This window comes from Cytobacillus oceanisediminis, from assembly GCF_004366035.1.
In the GTDB taxonomy this organism is placed as follows: domain Bacteria; phylum Bacillota; class Bacilli; order Bacillales; family Cytobacillaceae; genus Cytobacillus; species Cytobacillus oceanisediminis_C.
The window spans coordinates 641,316-665,576 of record NZ_SOEE01000001.1 but is presented as its reverse complement, the minus strand read 5'-3'; the positions used below and the strand labels follow the sequence as shown (position 1 = coordinate 665,576).

Annotated in this window: 21 protein-coding genes and 1 other annotated feature; of the genes, 19 read left to right on the top strand and 2 right to left on the bottom strand. The window is 41.5% G+C overall.

Annotated elements, in window-relative coordinates; genetic code table 11:
- The first annotated feature begins 241 nt into the window (after positions 1–241).
- The 3 genes from DFO72_RS03460 to DFO72_RS03450 all read left to right on the top strand — a co-directional run bounded on the left by DFO72_RS03460 (position 242) and on the right by DFO72_RS03450 (position 2,504).
- Positions 242–1,024, top strand: a complete 783-nt coding sequence (locus DFO72_RS03460) for a transporter substrate-binding domain-containing protein (protein ID WP_113882684.1) — start codon at positions 242–244, stop codon at positions 1,022–1,024.
- An 80-nt stretch (positions 1,025–1,104) separates the two neighbouring features.
- Positions 1,105–1,752, top strand: coding sequence for an amino acid ABC transporter permease (locus DFO72_RS03455; RefSeq protein ID WP_113882685.1), 648 nt, complete (start codon positions 1,105–1,107; stop codon positions 1,750–1,752).
- A gap of 14 nt (positions 1,753–1,766) precedes the next feature.
- Positions 1,767–2,504, top strand: coding sequence for an amino acid ABC transporter ATP-binding protein (locus DFO72_RS03450; protein ID WP_113882686.1), 738 nt, complete (start codon positions 1,767–1,769; stop codon positions 2,502–2,504).
- Positions 2,505–2,651: 147 nt separating this feature from the next.
- Here the strand turns inward: DFO72_RS03450 and DFO72_RS03445 are convergent, their stop codons facing one another.
- Complete coding sequence (locus DFO72_RS03445; RefSeq protein WP_113882687.1) at positions 2,652–3,137, bottom strand: LiaI-LiaF-like domain-containing protein; 486 nt, start codon at positions 3,135–3,137, stop codon at positions 2,652–2,654.
- A gap of 216 nt (positions 3,138–3,353) precedes the next feature.
- Between DFO72_RS03445 and hemA the strand changes: the two genes are divergently transcribed.
- The 8 genes from hemA to ysxE all read left to right on the top strand — a co-directional run bounded on the left by hemA (position 3,354) and on the right by ysxE (position 12,457).
- Entirely contained in the window at positions 3,354–4,703 is a 1,350-nt protein-coding gene (gene hemA / locus DFO72_RS03440) for a glutamyl-tRNA reductase (protein ID WP_113882688.1), read from the top strand.
- A 14-nt stretch (positions 4,704–4,717) separates the two neighbouring features.
- Complete coding sequence (locus DFO72_RS03435) at positions 4,718–5,551, top strand: cytochrome c biogenesis protein (protein WP_113882689.1); 834 nt, start codon at positions 4,718–4,720, stop codon at positions 5,549–5,551.
- A gap of 135 nt (positions 5,552–5,686) precedes the next feature.
- On the top strand, positions 5,687–6,622 hold the full coding sequence (hemC, locus tag DFO72_RS03430) for a hydroxymethylbilane synthase (protein WP_113882690.1): 936 nt from the start codon (positions 5,687–5,689) through the stop codon (positions 6,620–6,622).
- Positions 6,619–7,401, top strand: a complete 783-nt coding sequence (locus DFO72_RS03425; protein ID WP_113882691.1) for a uroporphyrinogen-III synthase — start codon at positions 6,619–6,621, stop codon at positions 7,399–7,401. Before hemC ends, DFO72_RS03425 begins: the two co-directional genes overlap by 4 nt.
- Entirely contained in the window at positions 7,401–8,381 is a 981-nt protein-coding gene (hemB, locus tag DFO72_RS03420; RefSeq protein WP_113882692.1) for a porphobilinogen synthase, read from the top strand. The genes DFO72_RS03425 and hemB overlap by 1 nt, the downstream gene beginning before the upstream one ends.
- 53 nt (positions 8,382–8,434) lie before the next feature.
- Positions 8,435–9,721, top strand: coding sequence for a glutamate-1-semialdehyde 2,1-aminomutase (gene hemL / locus DFO72_RS03415; RefSeq protein WP_113882693.1), 1,287 nt, complete (start codon positions 8,435–8,437; stop codon positions 9,719–9,721).
- A gap of 240 nt (positions 9,722–9,961) precedes the next feature.
- On the top strand, positions 9,962–11,290 hold the full coding sequence (gene spoVID, locus DFO72_RS03410; RefSeq protein WP_113882694.1) for a stage VI sporulation protein D: 1,329 nt from the start codon (positions 9,962–9,964) through the stop codon (positions 11,288–11,290).
- Between the two features lie 108 nt (positions 11,291–11,398).
- Positions 11,399–12,457, top strand: a complete 1,059-nt coding sequence (gene ysxE / locus DFO72_RS03405) for a spore coat protein YsxE (protein ID WP_113882695.1) — start codon at positions 11,399–11,401, stop codon at positions 12,455–12,457.
- Between the two features lie 13 nt (positions 12,458–12,470).
- On the opposite strand, the gene DFO72_RS29835 is transcribed toward ysxE, so the two are convergent.
- On the bottom strand, positions 12,471–12,662 hold the full coding sequence (locus DFO72_RS29835; RefSeq protein ID WP_019380294.1) for a hypothetical protein: 192 nt from the start codon (positions 12,660–12,662) through the stop codon (positions 12,471–12,473).
- 240 nt (positions 12,663–12,902) lie between these two features.
- Positions 12,903–13,159 (top strand) — a binding site (T-box leader).
- A gap of 57 nt (positions 13,160–13,216) precedes the next feature.
- Here DFO72_RS29835 and DFO72_RS03395 point away from each other — a divergent pair.
- From DFO72_RS03395 to DFO72_RS03360, 8 genes are all read left to right on the top strand, one after another.
- Complete coding sequence (locus DFO72_RS03395) at positions 13,217–15,862, top strand: valine--tRNA ligase (RefSeq protein WP_113882696.1); 2,646 nt, start codon at positions 13,217–13,219, stop codon at positions 15,860–15,862.
- 69 nt (positions 15,863–15,931) lie between these two features.
- Complete coding sequence (locus DFO72_RS03390; RefSeq protein WP_113882697.1) at positions 15,932–17,245, top strand: bifunctional folylpolyglutamate synthase/dihydrofolate synthase; 1,314 nt, start codon at positions 15,932–15,934, stop codon at positions 17,243–17,245.
- A gap of 148 nt (positions 17,246–17,393) precedes the next feature.
- The gene (locus tag DFO72_RS03385; protein ID WP_113882698.1) at positions 17,394–19,043 is read left to right on the top strand and encodes a sensor domain-containing diguanylate cyclase; all 1,650 of its coding nucleotides are present in this window, start codon (positions 17,394–17,396) and stop codon (positions 19,041–19,043) included.
- Positions 19,044–19,334: 291 nt separating this feature from the next.
- Positions 19,335–20,087 carry a prepilin peptidase gene (locus tag DFO72_RS03380; protein ID WP_113882699.1) on the top strand — a complete coding sequence of 251 codons (753 nt, stop codon included), beginning with the start codon at positions 19,335–19,337 and terminating at the stop codon, positions 20,085–20,087.
- A 244-nt stretch (positions 20,088–20,331) separates the two neighbouring features.
- A complete protein-coding gene (locus DFO72_RS03375; protein WP_113882700.1) occupies positions 20,332–21,411 on the top strand; it encodes an SPOR domain-containing protein in 1,080 nt (359 codons plus the stop codon).
- A 232-nt stretch (positions 21,412–21,643) separates the two neighbouring features.
- Positions 21,644–22,213, top strand: coding sequence for a Maf family protein (locus DFO72_RS03370; RefSeq protein ID WP_113882701.1), 570 nt, complete (start codon positions 21,644–21,646; stop codon positions 22,211–22,213).
- 52 nt (positions 22,214–22,265) lie between these two features.
- Entirely contained in the window at positions 22,266–22,955 is a 690-nt protein-coding gene (gene radC / locus DFO72_RS03365; protein WP_113882702.1) for a RadC family protein, read from the top strand.
- Between the two features lie 160 nt (positions 22,956–23,115).
- Positions 23,116–24,138: a rod shape-determining protein gene (locus DFO72_RS03360; protein WP_113882703.1), complete on the top strand. Its 1,023-nt coding sequence runs from the start codon at positions 23,116–23,118 to the stop codon at positions 24,136–24,138.
- Positions 24,139–24,261: the final 123 nt, after the last annotated feature.

Genomic DNA, 24,261 nt, shown 5'->3' with positions numbered 1-24,261 from the left:
GCAGGAGAGTAAAAACAATGGAATAAAAAGGATAATATATTTGTCGAAGGGTGAGGAATTTGCAGAATACTGGAGGATATGGAGTCATATTGGAGTTCAAAGAGGGTCAGTTAATGAGAACAGCTTAAATTCTTTAATATCATTAATTATCATAAAATATGAATTTTGAGAATATTTTAAAATCATGATAGAGTTAAGAGGCATTTATAAAAGAGAGATACTGAAGGGGGAATTTAGACTAGTGAGACATTGGTTAAAAGGAATTATAGCAGCTGCTTTTTTATTGGTCCTCGCGGCATGCGGATCAGAGGAAGCGTCTAAAAGCGGAATGGATTTAGTAGAAAATGACAAATTTACGTACGCGGCTTCGGGAGAGTTCAAACCTTTTAGTTATACAAATGATGATGGAAGCATGAGCGGCTTTGATATTGATGTGGCTGAAGCTGTAGCAAAAGAACTCGGTCTCGAGCCGGTACAGAATAAATTTAAGTTTGGCGGTATTGTCGAAGGTGTGAAATCCGGCCGCTTTGATGCAGCGGTAGCCAGCCACACCATTACGGAAGAACGTTTGAAGGCCGTCAATTTTTCGACGCCATATTACTATTCTGGCCCGCAAATTTATGTGCGTCCAGATAGCAGTGTTGAAACGCTTGCCGACCTCGAAGGCATGGAAATAGCAGTATCGAAGGGGTCTACATACACTTCAAATGCAGAGGAGGCTACAGATAACATCCAGTTCTACGATAGTGATGTTGTCGCCCTGGAGGCCTTGAGCAAGGGGAAACATGATGCAGTCATCACTGACTTCGTAACAGGTAAAGAAGCGATTGGCGCCGGAATGAAGATCGAAGGCAAAGAGCTGCTGGGCCGCAGTGAGCAGGCAATTGCTGTTGCAAAGGACAATAAAGAACTGCTCGAAAAAGTGAATGAAGCTCTTGAAACTCTTCGAGAGAATGGAACACTCACAGAAATCAGCAAAAAATATATCGGTGAAGATATAACAGTTGATCCTGAGAAGGAATAACATTGCGGGCGGATGTGTGACAAACATTCGCCTGTTTTGTTTTTACACAAACTGAAATAGCCATCTGAAGGGGGATTTTTGTGGATTTGCTTACAAAGTTTATTGATACATATCCCGTATTTTTAAAGGGAATGCTCTTAACCTTTCAATTAACCATCGTAGCCGTGTTTATTGCTATTTTTATAGGATTGTTTTTTGCCTTTTTAAAGATTTCGAGAATTAAAATTCTGGAATGGATTGCGGACATCTATATTTTCCTTGTAAGGGGAACGCCGCTTGTTGTCCAGATTTTCATCTTCTATTTCGGATTGACAGCATTGGATATTTCACAGTTTTGGTCGGTTATCCTTGGTCTTGCTTTTCACAATGGTGCCTATATAGCCGAAATTTTCAGGGGCTCCATTCAATCCATCGACAAAGGACAAATGGAAGCAGGGCGTTCGCTTGGTATGACTGCTGGCCTTGCAATGAGAAGGATCATTCTGCCTCAGGCTTTCCGCCGGGCTATGCCGCCTCTTGGCAATCAATTTATCATTGCTTTGAAGGATTCATCACTTGCTTCCTTTATCGGCATGTACGAGCTCTTTAATGTGGCAACGACATACGGTTCCAATGAATATGACTACATGAGCTATCTGCTGATCGTAGCTGTTTACTATTTAGTACTTGTACTTATTTTCTCCATCCTTGTAAATATGATTGAGAAAAGAATGGCAAGCAGTGATTAAAGGGGGAATGAAGCATGAGTGAATCGTATATGATTAAGGTAGAAAAATTGAACAAATCATTCGGGGATCTGCATGTACTAAAGGACATTGATATAACAGTGAAAGAAAGTGATGTTGTTTGTCTGATTGGTGCAAGCGGGTCTGGAAAAAGCACACTTCTCCGCTGCTTAAACTTTCTTGAATTAAAGGACAGCGGCAATATCATTTTTGAGGGCGAAAAGGTTGAAAAAGAAACACATGATCTAAATAAAGTGAGAGAAAAAGTAGGAATGGTTTTTCAGCATTTTTATTTATTTCCTCATATGACTGTTCTCGAAAATGTGATGGAAGCACCTTTACATGTGAAAAAGCGTCCAAAGGATCAAGTGAAGAAAGATGCCCAGGAATTATTAAATAAAGTAGGGCTTTCTGACAAGGAGAATGTATATCCATCAAAACTTTCGGGCGGACAAAAACAGCGTGTAGCCATTGCAAGGGCGCTGGCGATGAAGCCCGATATCATGCTTTTTGATGAGCCGACATCTGCACTTGATCCGGAGCTCGTGGGGGAAGTGCTTTCCACAATGAAAGAGCTCGCCCTTGAAGGGATGACTATGGTCGTCGTCACTCATGAAATGGGCTTTGCAAGAGAAGTGGCAGACTGGGCTGTCTATATGCATGACGGAAGAATTGTAGAAGTGGGGCATCCGGAGGATCTGTTTAACAATCCAAAAGAACAAAGAACCAAAAATTTTCTCGATTCAGTACTCTAAACAGTTTGAATATAAAAAGACAGGGAAAAGTTTAATATCCCTGTCTTTTTTTGTATAGCTCCATCGCCTGCCCCCTCGAGGTGCCGGGGGTGAGCACAAAGTATATGCATCATTGAATACTTCTTCGCAGGAACGAGCGCTTGCGCTTTATTTTTTCTTCACTAATAAAAAATATAATCCAATTAACATTAAAAGAATCGGCCATAACTGCCAAACATCAGCAACACCATTTTCCAGCAGTCCCATCCACTCTGCAACCCTGTCATAAAAAAGAAGCAATGCGGCAAGAATTAAAAATAAGATGCCCTGGAACAATCCTGCCCCAGTTTTCTGATGCCGAAGGAGGAAGCCGAGAGCAATTATCAGAATGAATGTTCCGATGTGATCCGGCCAAATTTCCAGGCGGTTCACCACATGAAAGTGCAGGCCAAATCCTGTCAAAATGACACCTGGCAATATGGAATCATAATCCCTTGCTCCATATCCCTGAATTAAAAAGGCTGCTCCGACGATAATGAGAAGAGTAGGCCAGGAATAGAAAGGCTGTAAGGCAGTAAATCCGCTCTGCTGAAGGAAAAAGTAGGCTCCAAATCCGAGTAAAATAATTCCTGGGAAAATACGCTGATTTTTCATAAAAAACACCACTTCCAATAAGGTATACTTGAATCCGGCAAGTTTTTTTGTTACTGTACATAAGGGAGTATTTGTCTATTTAAGATCAGGCTCCTGTTTAAAATATAGTACCATATGAGTTCAATATCTGTTCACATTTAAGCGTTAATTGAAAAATTAGAAATGATATAATTAATATTAATGAACTAGGCAATAATTCTGGGGGTGTCAATTTCAATGCATATCTTGGTCGTCGGTCTAAACTATAAAACTGCCCCTGTTGAAATCCGTGAACGTCTAACCTTTAATCCTTCACAATTGGGCGAGGCAATGAAGACATTAAATGACAAAAAAAGCATTTTAGAGAATGTCATTCTGTCTACATGCAATCGGACCGAAATTTATGCAGTTGTGGACCAGCTTCATACTGGCCGCTATTATATAAAGGAATTTTTGGCAGAACATTTCAAAATGGATCAGAGTGAATTTTCTCCATTCCTATTTATTTATGAAGAGGATGGGGCCATTGAGCATCTATTCAAGGTAGCATGCGGTCTTAACTCCATGATCCTTGGCGAAACACAGATTTTAGGACAGGTAAGGACAAGTTTTCTGGAGGCTCAATCAGAAAATACAACCGGAACAGTTTTTAACCACTTGTTTAAGCAGGCAGTAACGCTCGCTAAGCGGGCACACTCTGAAACGGAGATAGGAGCAAATGCAGTTTCTGTCAGCTATGCAGCAGTGGAACTGGCTAAGAAGATTTTCGGCTCCCTGGAAAATAAACATGTTCTTATTTTAGGAGCCGGTAAAATGGGTGAGCTGGCAATCCAAAACCTTCATGCCAACGGAGCCAGTAAAGTAACGGTTATTAACCGTACATTCGAAAAAGCTCAGGATCTCGCAAGCCGCTATGCGGGCCAGGCAAAAACATTGCATGAGCTTCAATGTGCCCTTGTTGAAGCTGATATTTTAATTAGTTCTACTGGGGCAAAAGAGTTTGTTGTCACGAAGGATATGATGGCTTACGCAGAAAAAATGCGCAAAGGCAAGCCTTTATTTATGGTGGATATTGCTGTCCCAAGAGATCTGGATCCGAAACTGGCTGACCTGGACAGCGTTTTCCTATATGATATTGATGATCTTGAAGGCATTGTTGAAGCAAATCTTCAGGAGCGTAAAAAGGCAGCCGAGAAGATTCAGCTTATGATTGAAGGGGACATTGTTGAATTCAAGCAATGGCTGAACTTGCTTGGTGTTGTTCCGGTAATTTCCGCCTTGCGTGAGAAAGCACTGGCTATACAGAGTGAAACCATGACAAGCATTGAAAGAAAGCTGCCTCATTTGAGTGATCGTGATAAAAAAGTGCTGAACAAGCATACAAAGAGCATCATCAATCAGCTATTAAAAGATCCTATTTTACAAGCTAAAGAAATGGCTGGACAGAAAGATTCCGAACAGGCATTGGACTTATTTGTAAAAATCTTTAATATAGAAGAACTTGTTTCAGATCAGCAGAACGTGAACACAGCAGCCAAACCAAAGCACGCATTCGCTCATTCAACGCAGACTTCCTTTCAATCATAAAAGGGGTCCTGTCCATGTCTGATATCTTTATGACACGGCTGCACGAATTAACGGTGGTTCTGTATGCCCTATGTGTCTTATTATATTTTATTGATTTTCTTCATCATAACCGGAAGGCGAATAGAATTGCCTTCTGGTTACTTGCATTTGTATGGGTGCTTCAAACGGTGTTTCTGATACTTTATATGATTAATACAGGAAGGTTTCCTGTATTGACCATTTTTGAGGGCCTATACTTTTATGCCTGGGTGCTTATCACTCTTTCTTTGGGAATTAACAGGCTGCTCAGAGTCGATTTCATCGTCTTTTTTACAAATGTTCTCGGCTTTATCATAATGGCGATCCATACATTCGCACCTGTGCAGATTGATTCGGCTGTCAAAGCACAGCAGCTCATCTCAGAACTTCTGCTAATTCATATAACGGTTGCAATCCTTTCATATGGAGCCTTCTCGCTATCTTTTGTTTTTTCATTGCTTTATCTGATTCAATACGATTTGCTGAAAAGGAAAAAGTGGGGAACCAGGCTGCTCCGGATAACGGATTTGTCAAAGCTTGAACATATGTCGTATGTATTAAATGTAATAGGTGTACCTATGCTGATGATAAGTTTAATTTTAGGCATTCAGTGGGCCTACATTAAATTGCCCCATATGGTCTGGTATGACTCCAAGGTGATCGGTTCTTTCATTGTCCTTGCATTATATAGTATTTATCTCTATATGAAAGTTGGAAAGGGCCTATATGGAAAATCATTAGCCCTCTGGAATTTGGCATCATTTTTAATTGTATTAATTAACTTCTTTTTGTTTGGCAAACTTTCATCATTCCATTTTTGGTATTCATAGAAAAGCGGAGGCGACTGTTTAGCCCCGACAAGCATAAGATGGGCTGGTGCGCGGCGCAGTTTGCCGCAGAGCAGAACAGCTTATGACCTTCTAGGTGCTGGGAGCCGCAGCTAGATTTAATTGCAGGAGGCAGTCATGAGAAAAATTATCGTAGGTTCAAGACGAAGCAAGCTGGCATTAACTCAGACAAATTGGGTGATCAGCCAATTGAAAAGCATTGATCCATCCTTTGAGTTTGAGGTGAAGGAAATTGTCACTAAGGGTGATAAAATTCTAGATGTTACCCTTTCAAAGGTCGGAGGAAAAGGGTTGTTCGTAAAGGAAATAGAGCAGGCCATGCTTGATGAAGAAATAGATATGGCTGTACATAGCATGAAGGATATGCCCGCTGTTCTTCCGGCAGGCCTGACAATCGGCAGCATTCCTGAAAGGGAAGACCATCGGGATGCCCTTATTTCCAAAGGGCATATAAAACTGAATGACTTAAAGGCAGGATCTATTGTAGGAACAAGCAGTCTGCGCAGAGCGGCACAATTGCTGGCACAGCGTCCGGATCTGGAAATTAAGTGGATTAGAGGAAACATTGATACCAGACTATCTAAACTGGAAACGGAAGAATATGATGCGATTATTCTTGCAGCAGCAGGTCTTTCCAGAATGGGCTGGGCGGCTGATGTTGTTACAGAATTCCTGGAACCGGAAGTTTGTGTACCGGCTGTTGGACAGGGCGCACTATCTATTGAATGCCGTGAAAGTGATAAGGAACTTCGGGCATTGCTGGATAAATTCACATGCTCTGAGACGAACCAGACTGTACGTGCAGAGCGTGCGTTCCTTCATAAAATGGAAGGCGGATGCCAGGTTCCGATAGCAGGGTTTGCCACAATTAATGATACAGGTGAAATGGAGTTAACCGGACTTGTAGGTTCCCCTGATGGAAAAATGATTTATAAGGAGACCTTAACAGGTTCTGATCCGGAAGAGCTTGGTGTTAAGATGGCTGCCAAGCTAACCGAACAAGGGGCCAAAGAGCTGATTGACAGGGTGAAAGAGGAGCTTGACGGGCAATGAAACAGACTTCCCCTTTAGAAGGCATGACAGTTTTAGTGCCAAGAGGGAAAAAGCAGGCTCACTCCTTTTCGGCTCTCATCCAAAACTATGGGGGGATACCAGTTGAGATCCCCTTGATTGCTTTCGAGCCTTTGCAGGATAAGGAAGCTTTATTTAAAGCACATAAGCGGATTCAAACGTATGATTGGGTGATTTTCACAAGCACAACAGCTGTGGACACTTTTTTTGAAAATCTGAGTCTGGGCGGGCCTTTCCCTAACATAGCGGTTATCGGAGAGAAGACTAAGAAATTGCTTATTGATAAGGGATTAAAGGTGCAGTTTATGCCACGGGAATATGTTGCTGAAGGGTTTGTTGAGGATTTTTTGCCATTTGTAGAAGATGGAATGAAAGTATTAATCCCCAAAGGGAATCTGGCGCGTGACTATATCGCAGCCTCCCTTTCGGAAAATGGTGCAGAAGTTGATGAAATCATTGTTTATGAGACAACTTTTCCACGTGAAAGCATAGGTCTGATAAAAAAACAGCTTTCAGGAAAAGGGTTAGATATTCTTGCTTTTACCAGCCCTTCCACAGTAGATCATTTTATAGGGGCTTTAAAGGAGCTTGGATATCAGAATGCTGTTAAAGACAGTGTGGTAGGCTGCATCGGGCCTGTGACTAGAGAACGCGCAAAGGCCTGTGGGCTGCAGGTTCATGCAGTTCCTGAAGAATATACAGTACATAGCATGCTTAAGAGCATTATTAGCTACTTGGCAGAAATCAGGAGGGGAAATTAATGGATCTTCAATTTAATAGACATAGACGCCTTCGCAAAAGTCCGAATATGAGAGCGCTTATCCGTGAGAACTTCTTGCGTACAGAGGATTTAATTTATCCGATTTTCGTGGCAGAAGGAGACAGCATTAAAAGAGAAATCCCTTCAATGCCGGGAATATACAATTTGTCGCTTGACTACCTCGAAGAGGAAATGAATGAGGTCGTTTCTCTTGGAATAAAATCGGTGCTCCTATTTGGAATACCTAAAGAGAAAGATGCATGCGGGCAGCAGGCTTATCATGATCATGGAATCGTGCAGGAAGCTGCAAGATTAATAAAAGCTAAATATCCGGAAATTATCGTAATTGCTGATACATGCCTCTGCGAGTATACCGATCATGGCCACTGCGGATTGATCGAAAATGGAGAAGTGCTGAACGATGCATCACTTAAACTGCTTGTGCAGACAGCTGTCAGCCAGGCTAAAGCAGGAGCAGACATAATTGCCCCATCAAATATGATGGATGGATTTACAGCAGCCATCCGAGCAGGTCTTGATGAAGCGGGATTTGAAGATATCCCGATTATGTCTTATGCGGTTAAATACGCATCTGCATTCTACGGTCCTTTCCGTGATGCAGCTGACAGCACACCTCAATTTGGCGACCGAAAAGCATATCAGATGGATCCTTCAAACCGCATGGAAGCCATGCGCGAAGCGGAATCTGACTTAATGGAAGGGGCTGACTTCCTGATTGTTAAACCGGGAATGCCTTATCTGGATATAGTTCGGGATGTTAAAAACAACATCAACCTGCCGATAGTGATTTATAATGTGAGCGGTGAATATTCAATGGTTAAAGCTGCTGCACAGAACGGCTGGATCGATGAACAGAAAATCGTAATGGAAATGCTCACAGGCATGAAACGTGCAGGAAGTGATTTAATTATTACTTACCATGCGAAAGATGCGGCAAGGTGGATTAAGGAACAGGACTAATAATAGATGTCTTGCTAATTGAAAACTTCTTATTAAACGAAAAGAGGGATGACATGCGCTCTTACGAAAAATCTATCAAGGCTTTTAAAGAGGCAAGCGAATTGATGCCTGGAGGAGTAAACTCTCCTGTACGTGCCTTTAAATCAGTTAATATGGATCCCATTTTTATGGAACGCGGACGAGGCTCTAAAATCTACGATATCGATGGAAATGAATATATCGATTATGTTTTGTCCTGGGGCCCATTAATCCTGGGCCATACTAATGAACGTGTGGTCGAGGGTATAAAGAAAGTAGCTGAAATGGGGACAAGCTTTGGAGCTCCTACCGAAATCGAGAACGAGCTTGCCAAGCTGGTCATTGAACGCGTGCCTTCCATTGAAGTGGTACGAATGGTTTCTTCCGGAACAGAAGCTACTATGAGTGCCTTGAGGCTTGCTCGAGGATATACCGGCCGAAATAAAATCATGAAATTTGAAGGCTGCTATCATGGCCACGGCGATTCCCTTTTAATCAAGGCTGGCTCTGGTGTAGCAACTTTGGGGCTGCCAGACAGTCCGGGGGTTCCCGAAGGGGTTGCCAAAAATACAATTACGGTTCCTTACAATGACCTTGAAAGCGTAAGATATGCCTTTGAGCAATTCGGAGACGATATCGCAGGTGTGATTGTGGAACCGGTAGCGGGAAATATGGGTGTCGTTCCTCCTCAGCCAGGCTTTCTTGAAGGCTTAAGAGAAATTACAGAGCAAAACGGCTCCCTGCTTATTTTTGATGAAGTAATGACTGGTTTCCGCGTCGGCTATAATTGTGCGCAGGGCTACTTTGGCGTGACGCCGGATATTACATGTCTTGGAAAAGTTATTGGCGGTGGGCTACCAGTCGGTGCATATGGCGGAAAAGCGGAAATTATGAAGCAGATTGCACCAAGCGGTCCAATTTACCAGGCAGGAACACTATCAGGAAACCCTCTTGCCATGACAGCCGGTTTCGAGACCTTAAGCCAGCTGACTCCACATTCCTATAAGGAATTCGAAAGAAAAGCAGACAGACTGGAAGAAGGGCTTAAAGCAGCTGCTGAAAAATATGATATTCCGCACACCATTAACCGTGCTGGATCTATGATTGGCATCTTCTTTACAAATGAAGATGTGATTAACTATGAAAAAGCCAAAACATCCAACCTGGATTTCTTTGCAGAGTACTACAGGGAAATGGCAAACCAGGGAGTCTTCCTGCCGCCATCCCAATTTGAAGGACTCTTCCTCTCAACTGCACACACGGATGAAGATATCGAAAAGACTATCCAGGCAGCTGAAAAGGCATTTTCAAAATTAAAATAAGCAAGACTTGACACTCATCGATTGATGGGTGTTTTTTTATGCCCTTGTAATTATTATTTGAGTCTTTATGCATCCTTTGGATGCGCAGCCGAGAGAAAATCTTATCAATGGTTACTTTTTTCTAAATTTATCTAAGATTCCCTCAGAGCGCTATTTTTCTAATCATAAAGTATCCTAATCCCTCATAGGATTGTTAATGACATAGTGATTAAACGTAAAGATTCGAAGGGAGGAGTCGCTTTGTCTCAGGGGAATCCATCGTGCTTACGATTTTCTTTAGAAGAATCAGTATGGTTTCAAAAAGGACAGGAAGTATCGGACCTGATTACCATCTCGTTAGACCCCAATATAACAATTCAGGAAAGCGATCAATATGTAACAATCCAGGGAGCACTTGAACTGGCAGGTGAGTATAGACGCAGCGATGAAGAAGTATCCGAGGAAGATCAAGAGGATTTGGCAGTCACCAAATTCGTTCAGACAATTGAAGAAAGAGGAGAAGGAATTTGTGAATTCAAACACTATTTTCCTGTCGATATCACCATACCGAATAATAGAATCCAAAGCATCTACGATATTGATGTTGCGGTAGAGTCGTTCGATTATGTTCTGCCGGAAAGAAGCTGTATGAAATTGACAGCTAATTTAACCATAACCGGATTATATGGTGATCAGCAGCATGTTCCTGTTCAAGAATGGGAGGAAGAAGCGGAAGCTGAAACTGAAAATGAAACGGAAGAATTAGAGATTTTAAACAGATCTTCTGAAGTTGCAGAGGAGACAGAGGAAGAAGAAATAATACAGCAGGAATGGGCGTCATATCAGCAAGAAGAACAGGAGCAAGAGGAAGAAAGAGAGGAAGAAAGAGAGGAAGAAATAGAGGAAGAAACAGAGGAAGAAACAGAGGAAGAAAAAGAGGAACAAACAGAGGAACAGGTATACGCTGCTGCCGAGGAAGATATACGGGAAGAGGACCCGCAGGAAGAGCAGTCAGAAACCGATGAGGTTTATATTCCATTTGAGGCAGAAGCAAGGAAGCAGCCTGAAGTGGAAGAGCAGACCGTCATTAAACCATCAGCGCCGGCAGCGCTCGAAGTAAAACAAGAGCAGCCAGAAGAAGAACAGACTCCGAAAATTGCACCGGAAATATCTTTTTCTTCTCAGCGCAATGAGGAGGAAGCACCACCAACCGCACAGGAAATCTATCAAATGACGGAAGCGTCCGAATCAGATAGTCCTTCCTTTGAAAAGAAACCTGTTCAGGCGGCTGCACAGGAAACTCATGAGGAAACTGAGGAATCCTCATCCTCTTCAGAACAGGAAGCTAAGAAGAAGAAACTCTCCAAGAAGAAAAGCATGTCTTTAACAGAGTTCTTTGCCCGTAAGGAAGAGACAGAGGAACATGTTAAGCTCAAGGTTTGCATTGTGCAGAACGGCGACACAATTGATGCCATTGCTGAAAGGTATGATATACCAGCCCAGCAGCTATTACGGGTGAATCACCTTGAAATCAATCAGGATATTTATGAAGGGCAAGTGCTGTACATTCCTGTTGCGGTAGCCCATTAAATGGTTAAAAGCTGAGCAGGTATTGATAACCCGCTCAGCTATTTTCGTTTAACCAATATATTTCAAAATTACATCATTTTTTCTCATTCTGGAAAGTGAGTGGTTAAGGTGGAAGAAAAAAATCGGCTGCGGAAAGTCTCCCCTATTTTAAATCATTATTCATTAGAGCCGCATTTTGTAGAGGAGTTTGGGAGAGTTCAGAAGGTTTACAGCAGCAAAGGTGTGTTTGCTTTAAAGAAAATAAAGCCTCAGCATGGAGCTGATTTTATAAGGCATGTACAAACCCTCTTTCAAAAAGGCTATAACAGAATCGTCCCTATTTACCCGACGGTGGATGGAAGATATGGGGTGCTCCATCAGAATGAATTATTTTATTTAATGCCATGGATGCCTAATGAAGAAAAAGAGGATAGATTTGAGAGGCATCAGCAGATGCTGAGGGAATTGGCTAGACTGCATACATTGTCCTCGCGGGAAGTTCCTATAAACAAGGAAGACCGAACCGAACATTATGAAAAAACTTTGCAGGAATGGGAGAAAGAAAAGGAGTTTTTAGAGGGATTCATTGAAGCCTGCGAAAGAAAAGAGTATATGTCTCCTTTTGAGCTAATGTTTTCCCTATATTTTCACGACGTCAGCCAGGCACTAAAATATTCCACAAACAAATTCAAAGATTGGTATGAAAAAACAAAAGAAAACGACAAAGCACGAACGGTAATCATTCATGGGAAAGTTTCAACCGAGCATTTTCTATACGATGAAAGGGGATATGGGTACTTCACAAATTTTGAAAATGCAAGACAGGGATCGCCGCTCCATGATGTATTGCCGTTTTTATCAAGGACACTGAAAACTTATCCAAAAAGATCAGAAGAATGTGTAGAGTGGATTTACACTTATATGAAATACTTTCCATTTAGAGACGATGAGATGCTGCTGTTTCAAAGCTACTTTGCTCATCCGGGTCCTATTATCAGGGCTGCTGAACAATATTATAAAGGGGAGGGGAAAAGGGGAGAGAGAAAGGCTGTCCAGCATTTGCAAAGGCAGTATTGGCTTTTGAAAAATATTGAATATGCTGCAATGAGAATCGATGAGATTGAGAGGCAAAAACAAGAAGCTAAAGCAGCTGCCGAAGCTCAAGCGCAGGAAGGAGCCCAAAGTTAAAAGATGCGGGCTCCTAAACCAATTGAAGATGGAAAGCGATAGCAATCAGAATGAACAGCGATAGCAGCAGTACATCAAAGGTGGTAGGCAGCAATATTGTTCTTATGCCTTGAAAAACACAGAACGGGATTATGAACTGTGCACACACATTCCTGAAAGTTCTTAACCAGGGAGGCAGTGTGTAAGGATTATATTTTCTTCTCATTGTCGCATGCCCCTTTCCCAAATGTTCATATGTATATTCTATGATTCATTTTTCGGTAAAGTGCCTATTTTCGTTTCTTTACTGTACAACAGTATTTTAAAATTCCCCTGAAGAAATCTTTTTCAGGGCAAAATCATCATCACTTCGATGGAAATAATGAATAATATATAAAAAACTCGGGTATCCTTATTGACTATAACAGTCTTTATTGGGTAGTATATTTTATATATAAAATTGTATATCGATGCTAAGACAGGGAAGAGTACAATAGCCATTTGCCTTTTAGAGAGGAAAACCAGCAGCTGAAAGGTTATCCAGGCAAAACTGTTGGAAGGTCGCCCTAGAGCATCTTTTGCGAAAGGCAGCAGCCAAGTAGTAAAAGACGGGAAATCCGTTATCTGTTTAAGTGTCAATCTCTATAAGAATGTCTTTCCCTGATTTTCTTTAGTGATTGAAAAAAAGGTGGTACCGCGAAGCAAACTCCATTCGTCCTTTTATGGCGAATGGAGTTTTTTATTTTTTAGGGATTGCTTTTCAGAAAGGAAGAATGACACATGGATAATAATGAATTATCAATGCCGACGAAATATGATCCGCAGGCGATTGAAAAAGGACGATATGACTGGTGGCTGGAAGGTAAGTTCTTTGAAGCAAAAGACGATGAAACAAAGCAGCCATATACAATTGTGATTCCACCTCCGAACGTAACAGGAAAGCTTCATCTCGGCCATGCATGGGATACGACTCTTCAGGATATCCTTACACGAATGAAGCGTATGCAGGGATATGATGTTCTATGGCTTCCAGGAATGGACCATGCGGGCATCGCTACTCAGGCAAAGGTTGAAGAAAAGCTTCGCAATGATGGCAAAAGCCGCTATGATTTAGGCCGTGAAAAATTTGTAGAAGAAACATGGAAATGGAAAGAGGAGTATGCCAGCCATATCCGCCAGCAATGGTCAAAGCTTGGATTGGGCCTTGATTACAGCCGCGAACGTTTTACACTGGATGAAGGCCTTTCAAAAGCTGTAAGAGAAGTTTTCGTTTCACTTTATAATAAAGGATTGATTTATCGCGGCGAGTACATTATCAACTGGGATCCGTCCACAAAAACGGCTCTTTCTGATATTGAAGTTATTTATAAGGATGTTCAGGGTGCCTTCTACCATATGAGATATCCTTTATCGGATGGTTCAGGACATATCGAAATTGCAACTACACGCCCTGAAACGATGCTTGGCGATACAGCTGTAGCAGTACACCCGGAAGATGACCGCTATAAGCATTTAATCGGCAAAACAGTTAAACTGCCGATCACAGGACGCGAAATTCCGATTGTTGCAGATGATTATGTAGAAATGGATTTCGGATCAGGCGCAGTAAAAATTACGCCGGCTCATGACCCAAATGATTTTGAAATAGGAAACCGCCACAATCTTGAAAGAATTCTTGTAATGAATGAAGACGGCACAATGAACAGCAGAGCCGGTAAATACCAAGGTATGGACCGATTTGAATGCCGCAAGCAAATCGTGAAGGATCTTCAGGAAGAAGGAGTACTTTTCAAAATTGAAGAACATATGCATTCTGTGGGCCATTCAGAGCGCAGCGGCGCAGTTGTTGAACCTTATCTTTCAACACAATGGTTTGTAAAAATGCAGCCTCTTGCTGATGAAGCCATCGCTCTTCAAACTAAAGAAGAAAAAGTAAACTTTGTTCCAGAGCGATTTGAAAAAACGTATCTGCGCTGGATGGAAAATATCCGTGACTGGTGTATTTCGCGCCAGCTTTGGTGGGGACATCGGATCCCGGCCTGGTACCACAAAGAGACAGGTGAGGTTTTCGTAGGGCACGAAGCACCTGAAGATGTTGAAAACTGGGAGCAGGACAAAGATGTTTTGGATACCTGGTTCAGTTCAGCCTTATGGCCATTTTCAACAATGGGCTGGCCGGATACTGACTCAAGCGATTTCAAGAGATACTATCCGACTGCTGCTTTGGTAACTGGCTATGACATCATTTTCTTCTGGGTATCGCGAATGATCTTCCAGGGTCTAGAATTTACAGGAGAGCGCCCATTTCAGGATGTATTAATTCATGGTCTTGTTCGTGACTCACAGGGTCGCAAGATGAGTAAGTCCCTTGGAAATGGCGTTGATCCAATGGATGTAATTGATCAGTATGGTGCTGACTCACTCCGCTATTTCCTTTCTACAGGAAGCTCGCCGGGACAGGATCTGCGCTTCAGTATGGAAAAGGTTGAGGCTACATGGAACTTTGCCAATAAAATTTGGAACGCATCCAGATTTGCATTAATGAACATGGATGGATTAACATACGAAGAAATTGATTTAAGCGGTGAAAAGTCTGTTGCCGATAAATGGATATTAACCCGTTTGAATGAAACAATTGAGACGGTTACAAGATTGTCTGACCGCTACGAGTTTGGCGAGGTTGGCCGAGTGCTATATAACTTCATTTGGGATGACTTCTGTGATTGGTATATAGAAATGGCAAAGCTTCCACTGTATGGAGAAGATGAAGCTGCCAAGAAAACCACTCGTTCCATCCTGGCATATGTTCTGGACAATACAATGCGACTGCTGCATCCATTTATGCCATTTATCACGGAAGAAATTTGGCAGAACCTTCCTCATTCAGGTGAATCCATTACGGCTGCCACATGGCCGGCAGTTAACGGTGATTACACTGATGATCAGGCTGCAAATGAAATGAAGCTGCTTGTAGAAATTATTCGCTCTGTCCGCAACAGCCGTGCTGAAGTGAACACGCCGATGAGCAAGAAGATTAAAATGATGGTAAAAGCTAAGGATGAGGAAATTCTGGGCATACTGGAAAATAACCGTGCCTATATTGTACGATTCTGTAACCCTGAAGAACTGGTGCTGGCTCTTAATGTTGAGACGCCTGATAAGGCAATGACAGCAGTTGTGACTGGTGCAGAAATCATCCTTCCGCTTGAAGGCCTGATTAACATTGAAGAGGAAGTTGCCCGCCTTCAGAAAGAATGGGATAAATTAAATAATGAAGTTGAAAGAGTCCAGAAGAAACTTTCAAACGAAGGCTTTATTAAAAAAGCGCCTGAAAAGGTAATTGAAGAAGAGAAAGCAAAAGAACAAGACTACAGCGAGAAGAGAGCTGCTGTAGAAACGCGCATTAAAGAGCTAAAAGGAGAATAATTAATAGTTGCGGAAGGCGGGTCCATATGAAGGATTCGTCTTCCTTCCTGTATAACGGAGGTGCATTTTATGTTTTCTACTTATGAGGAAGCACTGGGATGGATTCATTCAAGGCTAAGACTGGGAATGAAGCCGGGACTGCAAAGGATGGAATGGATGATGGAAAAACTCGGGCATCCCGAGAGAAGAATTAAGTCCGTCCATATTGGCGGAACGAATGGAAAAGGCTCAACAGTTACGTTTTTAAGATCCATTCTTCAAGAGGCGGGTTATTCTGTCGGAACTTTTACATCGCCATATTTTGAGAAATTTAATGAGCGGATTTCTCTGAACGGTATTCCGATTAAGGATGAAGATCTTGTTCGGCTTGTTAGTGATATATATCCGCTGGCGATTGAATTGGAACAGACGGAACTTGGCGGTCCAACCGAGTTTGAAATCATTACCGCCATGGCTTTCCAATATTTTGGCCATGTACAGCCGGTGGATCTCGTTTTGTTTGAAGTGGGGCTTGGCGGAAGGTATGATTCTACTAATATCATCTATCCTGTATTATCAATCATTACAAGCATCGGACTCGATCATACAGCTATCCTTGGAAATACATATGAGGAAATTGCTTTTGAAAAAGCGGGAATAATTAAACCCGGAATCAGTGTTATTACAGCTGTTAAACAAGAAGAAGCGCTCGCTGTTATTCAAGATAAAGCTTTAAGCATGAAGTCCCCTGTTTATCAGCTTGGGAATGAGTTTACTATTTCTGATCATAATTCCCTGAACCTGGGTGAATTCTTCTCCCTAAAGACAGTCTTTCAGAACTTCCCTGATCTTGAGATAGGAATGAGCGGAAAACACCAGACTGAAAATGCTTCCCTTGCCGTAATGGCAGCAGAGCTATTAAATAAACTTTATGCTTTCCTTATAGAGGTAAATCATATAAGAGCCGGATTGAAAAGTGCTTTCTGGCCAGGACGATTTGAAATTCTATCTGAAGACCCGCTGGTGGTAATAGATGGAGCGCATAATGAAGAAGGGGTAGCTGCCTTAACTGCTGAGCTGAACAACCGTTTTGGAGATAAAAGCAAAAATATTGTATTCGCTGCGCTTGCTGATAAAAAGCTTGATAAAATGATCAGTAAGCTTGATTCTGCTGCAGATCGCATCAACTTTACCGAATTTGAGTTTCCGAGAGCAGCAGCAGCTGAAGATTTATATAATCTCAGTAAAAACAGCAGGAGACAGTTTCATACGGACTGGAAAGAGCTATTGGAGGCTGAACTGCGTGAAGCAGGAAAGAACACCGTGCTGGTTATTACTGGATCACTTTACTTCCTCTCAGAAGTGAAACCTATTCTTTTGAATCTTTTGGAAAATAATAAATGAAATATGACAAAAGTTAGAAAATTTGATAAAATGTTCGTATTATCCAACTATTTTCCTGAATAAATTGGAGGAGGGGGAAAAGATAGTTAGTTCACAAGCCAAAAAAATAATATGGTTATTATGGATACTAATATTTCCTGCAGGTTCCATGCTAACCTATCATTTTTACCCTCCAGATTTTTCAGGACAGGGAATCAGTTTGGTTGCCTTTTTCATATTGATGTTTTTCGTTTCTTCCATGCCGATGGTAATCAATAATACACCAATTTTTTTAATTCAATGGGTTACGATGGCAGTGTTTTTAACCTTTGGGCTCCTTGCTGAAATGATATTGGTGCAATTGGGGATCCTGGTACTTCTTTTAAGGCTGAAAATACAAAAGGATCAGCTGTTTCGTCTGCCGCTTAACTCACTTTTGTTCTTTACTTTATCTTTATTGAGCGGGCTGGCTTACTTTGCAATGGGTGGCAAAATAGGCGTAGATCTAATAGATAATCCCCAATATTTCTGGGTTGCTGCAGCATACCCTGTAATCCATTTTACTCTAAATCAGGTATTGATCAGCGTAATTCAGGCTGCATTGTATGGCAGGAAAATATCCTTTCTGGAAAAAGACCTTATATGGGAAACTATTACCTCTCTCATAACATTCCCGATAGGCCTTATCCTTTACATTTTATATTCTGAAGTGGGAATTCTTGCACTGCTGTTTGTAGGGGTGCCATTTGTAAGTCTTTCAATCATTCTTCATCTTTATTACTCAAGTGAAAAGGTAATTGATTACCTTCAAAAAGCCGCAGATATAGGGCATCAAATGGCAGAGCGCCTTGATGTGAATGAGGTTATGGAGCTTTTCATTTTGAAATTGAGCGAAATGTTGCCTGTTGACTATGCCTATATTCTTGATATTAAGGATAACGATGAACTTCATACCATTTACCGAATTGAACATGGCAAAATGAAGAAGAATGACCTTAAGCCCACCAAAAAAAGTGAGGGAATCAGCGGATTGGTTTTGGGCACCGGAAAATCTGCCCTTTTCCATTCGAGGAAGAAATGGAAAAGCATTGCTAAGGAATTCTTGCCTGGAGATGCCGAAAGCCTTATTTGTGTTCCAATAATCCGAAGCAATGAAGTATTGGGGATGCTGCTGCTTTCTTCGGCAAAAAAGAGGTCCTATGAAAAGTCACAGCTCATGATTGTCGATATTTTATGTTCACATTTTGCAATAGCAATAGAGAATGCAAAGCACTATGAGGAAACAAAAGCCAAAAGCGAGCGCTGCGCGTTAACGAAACTATTCAATTATAGATATATAGAAGCTAAATTAAATGAAGAATTCAGCAGATTGCAAAATGGTGAAAGAGAACTCCTTTCACTCATCATACTTGACATCGATCATTTTAAAAAAGTGAACGATACTTATGGGCACCAAAGCGGAAATGAAATCCTCTGCGAACTGGCTGATCGGCTGACAAATTTAATAAATACGGCAGGAATTGCTGCCCGATATGGCGGCGAGGAATTTGTTGTCTTAATGCCTGAAACCAGCAAAGACGATGCGATAGGCTGGGCAGAGCTTATCAGGCAGAACATTGCCAACCGTCCATTCATACTCAAACAGAATATCGATGGAAGAAGCAGCAGCACAAAAGTTTATATAACCGCCTCCATTGGGGTAGCTGCTGCACCTGAAGATGCTGATGATTCACTGGCCCTTATACGCCATGCTGACAGAGCATTATATGTTGGAGCTAAGCGGGCAGGGAGAAATAGGGTAGCGGAATATGTGAAGTGAAAATCCTTTTGTTTGTCAAAAGGATTTTTTTGTGCAAATCAACCGTTTTACCTATTAAATATATTGTCTTAAGTGTATTGGTATAATGTTAGTGATTTACATCATTGAAGTTCATAAGAATTCAACATATACTGTTCAAGTATATTCATATACAATTGATCATTTTTTAGTTTTGCAAATTTAGGAGGAGGAAACAAGCTGCGTGCATATAACAATATTTGAGGGCCTCTATATAAAATAGGACACTCAGGAAATCAGCTTTCTTGTACCTGCACCGGCGTGTTAATATTTATGCTAAATCTCTTAATAATATTATTTTTATTCGGTACCATACTAGGTTCCTTCTACAATGTAGTTGGCCTAAGAGTTCCTGAAAATCAATCAATAGTAAAGCCGAGATCACATTGTAAACACTGTAAGCAAACTTTATCATATTTGGAGCTTGTACCAATTCTTTCTTATGTATTTCTAGGTGGAAAATGCAGACGCTGTAAGGTGTCAGTTTCAGCCTTATATCCGGCTATAGAGTTTTCGACAGGTACTTTGTTTGCTGCTGCTCCATTAATTTTAGGGTGGACTTCCGAGTTGATTGTTGCATGGACGTTAGTTTCTCTTATGGTTATTATATTTGTATCTGACTATAAATATATGATCATTCCAAATAAAGTTCTCTTAGTTTTTGGTGTGATCCTATTAGCAGAACGTATTTTTATTCCTCTTTCTCCTTGGTGGGACAGTATAGCAGGTGGGGTGCTTGGTTTTTTACTCCTTTTATTTATAGCTGTAATCAGTAAAGGCGGCATGGGTGGGGGTGATATAAAGCTATACTCAGTTATTGGTATTGCTTTAGGTGTGAAGCTTGTTATGCTTTCGTTTTTTCTAGCCACTTTGTTTGGAGCATTTCTAGGTGGTATAGGCATGCTTATAGGAGTTGTGAAAAAGGGAAAACCAATTCCATTCGGTCCTTTTATTGGTTTGGGAACAATAATTGCTTACTTTTATGGCAATGAATTGATAAAGTGGTACTTTCACGCAGTCCTATAGAGATACTCAGAATTGTCAAGAAGTTAATGAGTATAAAATCTGTAATTTTTCTATTTTAATGCCAATGAAGGAATCCTTATAAATAAATTAGATCCTGATTTTAATTACATAAATTAACCGAAAATCCAAATGAAAAATTTGACGAAATCCTTCCGTAACAAGACGACAAAAGTCTTGTTATTTTTTTTTTTCCTTATGTTAGGATGAAAACAATTCAGGAAACGGCACGGAAGGAGGAAGAGATATGGACAAGCCTAAAAGCGAAAAAACGATTACGATTAAGATAAATGGCAAGGACCGTCCGTTTCAGGAGAAAAAGGAAGAAATGCAGGAAAAAGCATGGGATCCGAGACAGCTGGATAGACAGAAAAAGCAGGAACAAACTGAATTTTTCGCGTCCATACAAACAGCGGCCGGCAAAGAGGCGGATGACAGCTTCGACTGGATCCTGCCAGAGGAAACGGAAGATGCGGATATAAAGGAATATAAAATAGCAGCTCCTCCTAAATCACCGGCTAAAAATGGGTTGAGTACACTGGCTAAGAAATTCCAGGGAAGAAATAAGCAAGGATTCTTAACATCCATTTTTCTGGCTGTCTTTTTTGCTGTTCTGCTTGGGACTACCTTCGGGTTCATCATGCTGAAGCTGGTATTTACCGATCAGGCAGCCGAAACTGTGGCCCCTCCAATTAAAGAAACTCCGGCAGCATCAGTTCAGCAGGCTCCCGCTGCAGTCGCAGAATTAGAAACATTAACAGCTTACGTAGTTCAAGGCGGCGTATGGTCAAACAGCGAAGCAGCAGAGCAAGTCCAGGAAGCTAACTCACAAAAAGGAGTTTATAGCCAATCATTAAAAATGGGAGAGCAGACTTTTCTTTTTTTAGGGGTATCCGGAAGTCTTGATCAGGCGAAGGAAATAGGTGCCGATCTAAAAAGCAAAGGGATTGATGTATTTGCAAAGGAAGTAGCCTTTGAAGGTAAAGCAATTGAAGGGCTGAATGCTGAAGAGAAAAAACTGTCTGAAATTGCTCCGGTGTTATATCAAAGCCTTTCAAAAGGTGCTGCCAGTGCCTCTCTCGGCAGCTCAATAGCCCCTGAGACGGCTCAGGAAATAAAAAATCATAGCAAGGCAGTGAATGAACTGCAGGCAGATCAAATTCAAAATAAAGGCCTGACATCTATAAGAGAGGAACTTTTGAATGCCTCGAAGCAAATAGAAACATACCAGCAGGCAGGGGATTCTGCATCAGCTGGTAAAATTCAGGAGCACCTGCTGGCATTTCTTGCGGCTTATCAGTCTTTGCTCCAGTCAGACGGGCAGTAAGCACCTGGCATATTGTGCCATAATTTTATCCGATTCGAATATTTTCTGGGAAATATCACATATTAAATGGAGTCTGTTCGGGAAATTTAGACAGACTCTTTCTTTTTGTCACTTTTCGATAATTTATGATAAAAATATCTATAAATGACCTCTTAAAAATTGTTTGTCTGGCAATTTTTTGATACGATTAATCTGTATCTCCCAATATGATACATAAAGGTAAGGTGATTACATGCAAAACCTCATTTTAGCCTCTTCTTCCCCGCGGCGAAAAGAACTTCTTGAAAATCTTCATTTGCAATTTGAAGTCTCCAGCAGTGATGTCGATGAAAGTTTTGATCCAGTGCTGACACCAGGAGAGATCGTGAAGGAGCTTGCCCATAGAAAGGCAAAGGCTGTATTTAATAAGCACCCTGATTCATATGTAATTGGCTCAGATACAGTTGTAGTTAAAGACGGCAATGTTTTAGGAAAGCCAGGCAGCAGCAAGGAAGCATTTACTATGCTCAAAAGTCTGGCTGGAGCCACCCATTCTGTTTACACAGGTGTATCCATCGTAACGCCTGAAAATGTGAATACATTTTATGAAAAAACCGATGTGGTGTTCTGGGAGTTAACAGATGAAGAAATTAACTCTTATATCGGCACCGGTGAACCATTTGACAAGGCAGGAGCATATGGGATACAAGGTATGGGCAGCATGCTTGTAAAAAGCATAAATGGAGATTATTTCTCTGTTGTCGGCCTTCCTGTCTCCAGAACGGTTCGTGAACTAAGGAAAGCAGGATATTCGCTTCCTTAATATACTTTTTTTCATCCTCGGCTCCCTCGCCCCAGAGTTTAGGGAGGAAAATATGCAAACGGATACTCTATTGATTAAAGATTTCCCTCAAGATGAACGCCCTCGTGAGCGATTTGTCCTAAATGGTCCGCAAAGCTTATCCAATCACGAGCTGATAGCGATATTACTCAGAACAGGCACGAAAGATGAATCTGTCCTCCAATTAGCGAACAGGCTTCTAACCCATTTTGAAGGACTCCGGCTATTAAAAGATGCATCCTTGGATGAAATAACGGCCATTAAAGGAATAGGATCGGCAAAGGCAATTCAGCTGCTGGCAGCAGTTGAAATCGGCCGGAGGATTTCCAATCTCACATATGACGACAGATATACTATCCGTTCTCCTGAGGATGGAGCAAATTATGTCATGCATGATATGCGATTCCTGTCTCAGGAACATTTTGTATGCCTTTATTTAAATACAAAAAATCAGGTGCTTCATAAGCAGACCATCTTTATTGGAAGCCTGAATGCTTCAATTGTCCATCCGAGAGAGGTCTTTAAAGAGGCCTTTCGCAGGTCAGCTGCGTCGGTTATCTGCATTCATAATCATCCGAGCGGTGATCCGACTCCAAGCCGGGAAGATATTGAAGTAACCAAGAGACTTGCAGAGTCCGGAAAAATAATCGGCATTGATGTGCTGGACCATCTTATCATCGGTGAAAATAAATTTGTCAGTTTAAAGGAAAAAGGGTATTTATAACACTATGTTTTTATTTGACGTTGCGCTATAATATTGGTTATGATTTTTGAGATGCCTTGCATTTTGGAGGCTCATTGTACTAGAAAAATTAAAGAAAATTCCATTAGAATACCTTACTTAGGAAAATGAGCAATTTGTATCAGAAAGGGAGATACCATTTATGTTTGGAATCGGTACTAGAGACCTTGGAATAGATTTAGGAACAGCTAATACACTTGTCTATGTTAAAGGAAAAGGAATTGTTGTCAGAGAGCCGTCAGTAGTAGCACTGCAGACAGATACTAAAAATATTGTAGCTGTCGGTAATGATGCGAAAAATATGATCGGCCGTACACCTGGCAATATTGTCGCGCTCCGTCCAATGAAGGATGGCGTAATTGCGGATTATGAAACAACCGCGGTCATGATGAAATATTATATTAAACAAGCCAATAAAAATAAGGGCTTCTTTTCAGGCAAGCCATATGTAATGGTTTGTGTGCCATCCGGCATTACAGCTGTTGAGGAACGTGCTGTTGTCGATGCAACCCGCCAGGCAGGGGCACGCGATGCTTATACCATCGAAGAGCCGTTTGCCGCTGCAATCGGGGCGAATCTCCCTGTTTGGGAACCGACAGGAAGCATGGTGGTTGATATCGGGGGAGGAACTACCGAAGTAGCCATCATTTCCTTGGGCGGAATTGTTACGAGCCAATCCATCCGCATTGCCGGTGATGAAATGGATGACGCGATCATCAATTATATCCGCAAAACCTACAACTTAATGATTGGTGACCGTACAGCAGAAACCATTAAAGTAGAGGTTGGCTCTGCTGGAGATCCTGAAGGCGTTGAAAATATGGAAATCCGCGGACGCGATCTGCTGACTGGCCTGCCAAAAACTATTGAAATTACTGCTGAAGAAATTTCAAAAGCATTGAATGATACTGTATATGCGATTGTGGATGCAGTAAAAAATACACTTGAAAAAACTCCTCCTGAACTGGCAGCCGATATTATGGACCGAGGCATTGTCCTGACTGGAGGGGGGGCGCTTCTTCGCAACCTCGACAAGGTGATCAGCGAAGAAACAAAAATGCCTGTTCTTATAGCGGAAAACCCATTGGACTGTGTCGCAATTGGTACTGGAAAAGCTCTTGACCACATCGATTTATTCAAAACGAAGGCGAAAGAATCCAGATAAATAGAAGCCTGAATAAGAAAATGATAAAGCCCATTCACTTCTTAAAAAGTGCATGGGCTCAAATTTGGTTATAAAATAAGAAAGCATAAAATTTTGAACTTCGAGAACTGTCTAGCTGCAGCG

Bases quoted from the DNA above. Each gene is read 5' to 3' on its own strand.
- DFO72_RS03450 (WP_113882686.1), top strand. From the start codon at position 1,767: ATGAGTGAATCGTATATGATTAAGGTAGAAAAATTGAACAAATCATTC.
- DFO72_RS03445 (WP_113882687.1), bottom strand. From the start codon at position 3,137: ATGAAAAATCAGCGTATTTTCCCAGGAATTATTTTACTCGGATTTGGA.
- hemA (WP_113882688.1), top strand. From the start codon at position 3,354: ATGCATATCTTGGTCGTCGGTCTAAACTATAAAACTGCCCCTGTTGAA.
- DFO72_RS03435 (WP_113882689.1), top strand. From the start codon at position 4,718: ATGTCTGATATCTTTATGACACGGCTGCACGAATTAACGGTGGTTCTG.
- hemC (WP_113882690.1), top strand. From the start codon at position 5,687: ATGAGAAAAATTATCGTAGGTTCAAGACGAAGCAAGCTGGCATTAACT.
- DFO72_RS03425 (WP_113882691.1), top strand. From the start codon at position 6,619: ATGAAACAGACTTCCCCTTTAGAAGGCATGACAGTTTTAGTGCCAAGA.
- hemB (WP_113882692.1), top strand. From the start codon at position 7,401: ATGGATCTTCAATTTAATAGACATAGACGCCTTCGCAAAAGTCCGAAT.
- hemL (WP_113882693.1), top strand. From the start codon at position 8,435: ATGCGCTCTTACGAAAAATCTATCAAGGCTTTTAAAGAGGCAAGCGAA.
- DFO72_RS29835 (WP_019380294.1), bottom strand. From the start codon at position 12,662: ATGAGAAGAAAATATAATCCTTACACACTGCCTCCCTGGTTAAGAACT.
- DFO72_RS03395 (WP_113882696.1), top strand. From the start codon at position 13,217: ATGGATAATAATGAATTATCAATGCCGACGAAATATGATCCGCAGGCG.
- DFO72_RS03390 (WP_113882697.1), top strand. From the start codon at position 15,932: ATGTTTTCTACTTATGAGGAAGCACTGGGATGGATTCATTCAAGGCTA.
- DFO72_RS03385 (WP_113882698.1), top strand. From the start codon at position 17,394: ATGCTAACCTATCATTTTTACCCTCCAGATTTTTCAGGACAGGGAATC.
- DFO72_RS03380 (WP_113882699.1), top strand. From the start codon at position 19,335: ATGCTAAATCTCTTAATAATATTATTTTTATTCGGTACCATACTAGGT.
- DFO72_RS03375 (WP_113882700.1), top strand. From the start codon at position 20,332: ATGGACAAGCCTAAAAGCGAAAAAACGATTACGATTAAGATAAATGGC.
- DFO72_RS03370 (WP_113882701.1), top strand. From the start codon at position 21,644: ATGCAAAACCTCATTTTAGCCTCTTCTTCCCCGCGGCGAAAAGAACTT.
- radC (WP_113882702.1), top strand. From the start codon at position 22,266: ATGCAAACGGATACTCTATTGATTAAAGATTTCCCTCAAGATGAACGC.
- DFO72_RS03360 (WP_113882703.1), top strand. From the start codon at position 23,116: ATGTTTGGAATCGGTACTAGAGACCTTGGAATAGATTTAGGAACAGCT.